Raw genomic sequence first — 274 nt, forward strand, 5'->3', positions numbered from 1 at the left:
GTATTGGATTCTTCGTCACCAAAAGGCAAACAAAAGCAAAAACCGATTTCAAAAGTTTCGGACTCCAAAATTGAAATTGACACTCGTGCGCTTCATACGGTGCCTCTATGTGCACCCTTATATGGAATCATCTCTAAAATTTGGCTACTATGGGAATGGGTGATTTTGGGCAAACCCATGCTCGTGCTGAGCCCGTCGCCCGATTTGTCCAGCGCTGCGGTTTTGGCCCTTTCTACCCTCATCTCGCCCCTCGAATTCAAGGGCGATTTCCGCC

At 48.2% G+C, this 274-nt stretch carries 1 protein-coding gene; it reads left to right on the forward strand.

What is annotated here, in order from left to right; genetic code table 11:
- The coding region (locus QWY28_RS23760) for a hypothetical protein (protein WP_300955370.1) at positions 1–274 on the forward strand (274 nt) is incomplete at both ends.

This window comes from Nocardioides oceani (genome assembly GCF_030412965.1).
In the GTDB taxonomy this organism is placed as follows: Bacteria; Actinomycetota; Actinomycetes; order Propionibacteriales; family Nocardioidaceae; genus Nocardioides; species Nocardioides oceani.